Genomic DNA, 6,000 nt, shown 5'->3' with positions numbered 1-6,000 from the left:
CCTGAAGTCACTCGCCGACTACCTCTCCAAGATCACCCCGTCCGGACCAAAAAAATAGCAAGAACTTAGACTCGCTATTTACGACGCAGAACACTAGTCTCCCTCGCTTCCGGTCACCCGCTCTTGGGTGACGCTGGCTTGAATGTCCGTCATGGCGTACTGCAGCAACCCAAGTTCAGACCACACGGGCATGTCGCACGGCGTCACCCCGCGCATCAGGCCCAGGCCGCCCGTCTCCTCGTCGACGAGCTCCACGACGAACACCAACCGCGACACCATGCCGTAGCCGTGGGCCTGCAGAACGCCGGCGACAGCCTGGTGCAGGTCCTCGGCGATGCCGCTCACGCCCTGCCCCCGTCCGCGACCCGCCCCAGGGCGGCCACAAACTGCGGGCCCACCCTCTCCACAGCCGGGCCGACGTGCGCGTACGGCTGCTGGTCATAGACTCGGCCCAAGCTGTCGGTGCCTACGTACCCGAACTCCAGGCGCAGCGCCTGCGGCTTGTTGGTGCCGACGATGGCGGTCACCGCGTCGCCGCCGACGTGCACCTCATGCGTCCACGAGCGCCGGTAGTCGCCGGTCGGCGCGTTCGGGCCGGGCCTGCCTGAGGCGTTGGCCTTGATCTGCGTCTCCATCAGCATCGCGTAGTGCCGCACCACCGACACCGCCGACGGCAGCACCTCGGCGGCACGCACCTGCAACTGTGCGGCGATCTCGGCGCCGTTGCTGAAGGCGCCCCCACTCGCCACTACCCGCTCACCTCCGGCTGCCACTGGCCGGACGCCCACTCCTGCAGCAGCCGCAGCATCGCCCGGACCAACTCGTTCGGCCCGCCGTCCATCAGGTCGTGCCGGTTCAGGGCGTGCCGCTCCAGCTCGCTCGCGTCGATCGCCGACAAGAACGCGGCCGCGGCCGGTCCCGGGTCCGGGTCGACACCGACCACGACGCGGGCCAGGCCGTCGAACTCGTCCTTCACTTTCGGCGACAGACGTAGCATCAGCTCCGCTGGCTTGCCCGCGTACTGGCGTAGCTCGTAGCCGCAGACCTGATGGGAGATGTCGCGGCCATCGAGGGCCACCGTCCCGGTCACCTGGTCGGCGGTGATCCGCACCTGGTGCAGCTCGTCATCCATGCTGATCAGCTTACGAAGGCGCGAGGACAGCCCAGCGGCCCCGCGCAACCGGTACGCGAGGCCGCCAAGACGTCGAAGAGTCAGATGGCTGCGGCAGCGGTGGTGATGCGTTCCATCAGCCGCGTGGAGCGGCAGATCTCCACCGTCGACGCCTCCGTGTTGTCATCGGCCAGCCAGGTACGCCCCGCCAGGCCGCCCTGCTCGGTGACGACCTCCACCAGGTCGCCGGGCAGCGCGATCGGCGCCGACACGGGCGTCACGAGCCGGTACCAGGCCGAGCCCTCCGACAGCCAGTCGATGCCGAGGACCTGACCGAACACGATCTGCCCGTGCGTGGACAGCACCGCCCCCGGCCCCTCGTACACCACGCTCGTCGGGGTGCGGCCCGGCTCCCCGGTCACCGGGTCCAGGGCGGGCTGGCCGGCGGTGCGGGAGATCCGCACCGTGTCGGTCAGCTGCGCCTCAAGAGCGGCCTTGGCCTGCGTGAGATCCACAGGCACCGGTCACACCACCGGCGTGGTGGTCTGGGTGACCTCGTCCAGCCACGTCGTACGGACCACCGCGAGGCTGTTGGCGTCGGAGATGTCCAGGACCCGCCACGTGCGGTTGATCAGGCCCGGGTCCTGGGTGGCGGCGATGACCCGCACCTGGTCGTCCCGCGAGGCCAGCGGCGCGTCCAGGGGTGTCAGCAGCCGGTACCGGTTGCGGGTGTCGTCGGCGTACGCCTGCCCTTGCAGGGACAGCACCAGGCCGGGCCCGCCGGAGCCGAAGATCGCCCCGGAGCCCGTGTAGACGACGGTGTCCGGGCCGGGCTCGTACACGCCGGTGTCCGGGTTCAGGATTTGCGGTCCCGGGCGGAAGATCTCGACAGTGTCCACGAGGATGCGCGTCTCGACGATGGGGGCGACGGCGGCAAGCGTAAGCCCCTCGGAGGGCGGCGGAGGAGTGCTCATACGTTCGAGCGTAGGTCGTAGTGAGGACAACTCCCCTGGCAGCAAATGTCCTTTGACAGTGAACCCAGTCGCTCCGTCATCCAACCCAGTCGACGCCGACAACGCCGCTGGCGTCGCCCCGGCACACCGGCTTGAGCGGGGTTGTCGATGCTGCTTCTCGGCATTTGCTGGGCCGATGCGGACTTCCACGGCGGCAGGCAGCGCCACCACCCCAGTTCCCGCAAGGACCTGTGCAGAGGCCACTTGGACAGGGAAATCGCAACTTCGACATGGCTCGCAGAGGCAGCTACCTTCACCTGGACTTCGGTGGTCGCCCACGGTCGCACAGGGGTTCCTTCAGGCTGGGCCACCTGCGACGGGATGAGTCGGTCATGCCCCACGAACCCTCGCCCCCATGCGTAAGCCACCGAACCGGGTCCACGCCAGCAGCCCCAACCAGGGAGAGACGCATGCCCCATCTTGCGCTGTACACATTCGGCGTCCTGAAGTCACCTCTCGCCGATCCCGCACCTCTCACGCGCGAGTTCTACGACATTGGTGAGGCCGTCTACCGGAAGATCAGTCAGCACCCCGGATACCTCGCGCGTGCTGAAGCGGCAGACGGCGACCGGGGCATGCTCTTCGAGGCGGACTGGGGTGCATGGGGAGAGTTCGCCGTACCGACGTGGTACGGCAAGGGCCATACGCTGGAAACCACCGCCCTGGCCGCGACCCTCTCACTCTGGACCGACCTGCGCCCCGCCTTCGACGCCGTCTACACCGATCTGCACCGTAAGGCACTGAACAGGCGTTACGACTGGTTCGAGAGGACAGGGCACCCGAATTACGTGTGCTGGTGGGTCTCCGACGGCGTGATACCCACCTGGCGGGACGGGGTTTCCAGGCTGGAGCACCTCCACGACCACGGCTCCGTGCCGCACGCCTTCACCTTCCACCACTCATTCGCCCCGGACGGAACTCCGACCAGGATCAAAGGCATCGGGCCGAAGAGCGACTAGGTTCACTGACAAGGAAGCCTGAACGACTCGGTTCGCTGTCAAACGCCTCGTGACCGGTCGCAACGAACCCAGTCGACCACGGGCCTCTGAGCAGGGCGGACTAACTTGGTTGAGACGGTCGGCCTCGGAACCGCCCTGCCATCCTGCCCCGCTAACGTGCGACGACTGGATTCGTTGAGACAGATCGGCACGCGACTGGGTTCGCTGCGACCGGTCACCTTGTCCCTTGTCATCCAACCGAGGCGTTTGACATCGAACCCAGTCGTTTCGGCTTCTCTGACAGCGAATCTAGTCGTGAGGGGTGAGCAGGCTGAGGGTGTTTTATGTCGGTATCGGCTGAGGCGGACGAGGTCGTGCGCCTGCTGCCAGCCCCCTCAGGAGGCCGGCAGCAGGGCCAGCGAGTCGGGCCGATGAGTTTGCCGGTTGCCGGACGTCTTCCTCGTGACACACCCGCCGACGGATCAGGAAACGCCAGATCCCGGTGTCATGGAGGAGAGATGGAGACCAGGATGAACAATCCGATTCGGCTGTATATGTCGATGTCGCTCGACGGCTATATCGCCGGTCCGGACGATCGGCCGGGGCAGGAGCTCGGACGCGACGGTGGACGGCTCTTCAACTGGCTCGACGACCGGGAGTCCGACGGTCCGAGCGGCCAGGTCTACCGCGAAGCGCTGGCGACCGGCGCGGTGATCTCCGGCCGTCGGACCTTCGAACTCGCCGGGCGCTGGCAGGGCAACCACCACGACGGCGTGCCGATCTTCGTCCTCACCCACCAAGCGGATGACGGGGATGTACCACCCGGCCACGCGCGTTTCGTCACCGATGTCGAGCACTGCGCCCGTCAGGCTCGCGCAGCCGCAGGAGACCGGCCGGTCATGGTCCATGGGGCGGGGGCGGCCCAAGCACTTCTCCGAGCCGGGCAGGTCGACGAGATGGAGATCCACCTCGTTCCGGTCCTCCTCGGAGACGGCCGACGGCTGTTCGACCACCTGGGTAGTGATCACATCGAACTCGACCTCGTCCGACGGCTCGAGGACCGCGACGTCACGCACCTCCGCTACCAGGTGCGTCGGGCCGAGGAGTCCGCGTGAAGACGCTCTTCGTCTCCTACCGCGTCACCGACCTGGACCGCTCGCTCGGTTTCTACACCGCCTTGGGCTACGCCGAACTGGGCAGGGTCGAGGTCGGCGACGGGGCTCGCCTCGTGATCCTCAAGTTCCCCGACGAACCGGCCGCCTCGCTCGAACTGGTCCACCGCCCCGGCGACGGACCGGTCGACGTGGGCAGCGGTTTCGACCACCTCGCGATCCAGGTGGAAACGCTCACCACGACCCTGGAGACACTGAACGAAGCCGGCCTGGGGCCCGAACCCCTCCAGTACCCGGGCGGCCCTCACGGTCCGAAGACGTCGTGGCTCACGGACCCGGACGGTTACCGGATCGAGTTGGTGGAGTGGCCGTCCGGACATCCCGACGGCATCACCGCAGCCGACTTCGCCTGAGGCGGCCACGGCCTGTGCGCGACCGCGGCGCAACGCGAGGCGCCATCCCACCCCATCCACAGGTCTCGACGATTACTCTCCCCAACGACATCAGCACCAGCAGACTCGTTGACATCCAATCCAGTCACCGCAGGTCAGCGCGCCGCACACGACTAACTTCGCTGTCAAAGGACACACCTCGATTGAATGACGGCGAACAGCAAAGGTGCTGTCCGGTGCCACCGAACTTTGAACGCGTGCCATCGAACCTTGGCGGACGCTAGTTCGTGCCATCGAAGATTGATCCCACTGGTCTGCTAACCTTTCAGAGGCCGTGCGAGAGATTGAGGAGGTGGTACCCGTGAACGAATCGACGTGGGTGCTCTCCTCCGGGGTCACGGTCGGGCGATAGGTCGTCGTCTGGGAGCGCCGTTCTGTGCACTCCCGAAAGGCACGACCATGCATTTCACTTCTGAACAGCGCCTCGACGACGGTGTCCTCGAGCGCGAATTCACCCTCGGCGAGATCCCCGGCATCCTGTGGACGCCTGAATCAGCGTCCGCACCGATGCCGCTGATCCTGCTCGGCCCTCCTCCTCTCGGGCTGCGCAAGGCGTACCCCCGGCTGGTGGCCCGGGCCCGGCACGCCGCGGCGGACGGCTTCGCCACGGCCACCATCGAGCTCCCCGGAAGCGGCGACCGGCCCCGTTGGCCTGCCGCCGAGCAGGCCCTCGCCGACCTGCGTCGGTCTTTGGAGGCCGGCGAGCCGGTCAGCGACGAGATCATCGACGCGCTCATCCTCCCCCTGGTCGACAAGGCGGTCCCGGAATGGCAGGCCGCTCTTGACGCCCTGCTGTCGCTGCCCGAGATCGGCGGCCCGGTCGGGTACTCGGGGGGAGTGATCTCCATCGGGACCCGGCTGGCGGTGGTCGATCCGCGCATCTCGGCCGCTGTTCTGTTCGCCGGGAGTTTCGTCCCTCGGGCCATGTTCGAGGAGGCCCGTCAGGTCACCATTCCTCTGCACGTCCTGCTGCAGTGGGACGACGACGGGAACGACCGGCAGGCGGCCCTGGACCTCTTCGACGCCTTCGGCTCGAAGGAGAAGGCGCTGAACGCCAATCTGGGCGGGCACACCGGCGTCCCGCAGTACGCGGGTGACGCCGCGGCTCAGTTCTTCACCCGGCACCTGCGCTAGCCGTGGGCCGACCCCACCGCCAGGCCAGTAGACGGTAGGCGGGGCCGGCCAGCACGCCGCTCATCAAAGGGCAGGCCGCGGCCCTCCTCGACGGCGGTGGTCAGCAGCTACACAACCGCCCCGATCGCGACGGTACCGGCCATCGTCGGTGCCGACCGGTCGGGGCGGCGCTCGGCCACCAGCGGTACGGCGCGGTACCAGTGCGCTCGTCGCCAGGGCTGTGTGCCGGGACACGGCAGT

Annotated in this window: 9 protein-coding genes; 4 read left to right on the top strand and 5 right to left on the bottom strand. The window is 67.6% G+C overall.

Annotation, left to right across the window (positions count from 1 at the left end):
* Positions 1-93: 93 nt before the first annotated feature.
* The 5 genes from EFK10_RS02435 to EFK10_RS02420 form a co-directional block, all read right to left on the bottom strand.
* Positions 94-345: a hypothetical protein gene (locus EFK10_RS02435; RefSeq protein WP_127354120.1), complete on the bottom strand. Its 252-nt coding sequence runs from the start codon at positions 343-345 to the stop codon at positions 94-96.
* Positions 342-749: an HK97 gp10 family phage protein gene (locus EFK10_RS46910; RefSeq protein ID WP_164835787.1), complete on the bottom strand. Its 408-nt coding sequence runs from the start codon at positions 747-749 to the stop codon at positions 342-344. The genes EFK10_RS02435 and EFK10_RS46910 overlap by 4 nt, the downstream gene beginning before the upstream one ends.
* Complete coding sequence (locus EFK10_RS46905) at positions 749-1,132, bottom strand: hypothetical protein (RefSeq protein WP_164835786.1); 384 nt, start codon at positions 1,130-1,132, stop codon at positions 749-751. Before EFK10_RS46905 ends, EFK10_RS46910 begins: the two co-directional genes overlap by 1 nt.
* Before the next feature lie 80 nt (positions 1,133-1,212).
* Positions 1,213-1,632 carry a DUF6093 family protein gene (locus EFK10_RS02425; protein ID WP_127354118.1) on the bottom strand — a complete coding sequence of 140 codons (420 nt, stop codon included), beginning with the start codon at positions 1,630-1,632 and terminating at the stop codon, positions 1,213-1,215.
* Between the two features lie 3 nt (positions 1,633-1,635).
* A complete protein-coding gene (locus EFK10_RS02420; protein ID WP_127354117.1) occupies positions 1,636-2,085 on the bottom strand; it encodes a DUF6093 family protein in 450 nt (149 codons plus the stop codon).
* 449 nt (positions 2,086-2,534) lie between these two features.
* On the opposite strand from EFK10_RS02420, the gene EFK10_RS02415 reads away from it, so the two are divergent.
* From EFK10_RS02415 to EFK10_RS02400, 4 genes are all read left to right on the top strand, one after another.
* Entirely contained in the window at positions 2,535-3,083 is a 549-nt protein-coding gene (locus EFK10_RS02415) for a DUF3291 domain-containing protein (RefSeq protein WP_127354116.1), read from the top strand.
* Positions 3,084-3,592: 509 nt separating this feature from the next.
* Complete coding sequence (locus tag EFK10_RS02410; protein WP_127354115.1) at positions 3,593-4,177, top strand: dihydrofolate reductase family protein; 585 nt, start codon at positions 3,593-3,595, stop codon at positions 4,175-4,177.
* Positions 4,174-4,587, top strand: coding sequence for a VOC family protein (locus tag EFK10_RS02405; RefSeq protein WP_127354114.1), 414 nt, complete (start codon positions 4,174-4,176; stop codon positions 4,585-4,587). The genes EFK10_RS02410 and EFK10_RS02405 overlap by 4 nt, the downstream gene beginning before the upstream one ends.
* A gap of 438 nt (positions 4,588-5,025) precedes the next feature.
* A complete protein-coding gene (locus tag EFK10_RS02400) occupies positions 5,026-5,760 on the top strand; it encodes a dienelactone hydrolase family protein (RefSeq protein WP_127354113.1) in 735 nt (244 codons plus the stop codon).
* Positions 5,761-6,000 lie beyond the last annotated feature (240 nt).

The sequence above is a fragment of the Streptomyces soli genome (assembly GCF_003999195.1).
Classification (GTDB): Bacteria; Actinomycetota; Actinomycetes; order Streptomycetales; family Streptomycetaceae; genus Actinacidiphila; species Actinacidiphila soli.
The sequence above is the reverse complement of the archived record's forward strand: the minus strand, read 5'-3'. Positions and strand labels throughout refer to the sequence as shown.

Coding starts and splice junctions, on each gene's coding strand:
- EFK10_RS46905 (WP_164835786.1), bottom strand. CDS start 1,132: ATGGATGACGAGCTGCACCAGGTGCGGATCACCGCCGACCAGGTGACC.
- EFK10_RS02420 (WP_127354117.1), bottom strand. CDS start 2,085: ATGAGCACTCCTCCGCCGCCCTCCGAGGGGCTTACGCTTGCCGCCGTC.
- EFK10_RS02415 (WP_127354116.1), top strand. CDS start 2,535: ATGCCCCATCTTGCGCTGTACACATTCGGCGTCCTGAAGTCACCTCTC.
- EFK10_RS02410 (WP_127354115.1), top strand. CDS start 3,593: ATGAACAATCCGATTCGGCTGTATATGTCGATGTCGCTCGACGGCTAT.
- EFK10_RS02400 (WP_127354113.1), top strand. CDS start 5,026: ATGCATTTCACTTCTGAACAGCGCCTCGACGACGGTGTCCTCGAGCGC.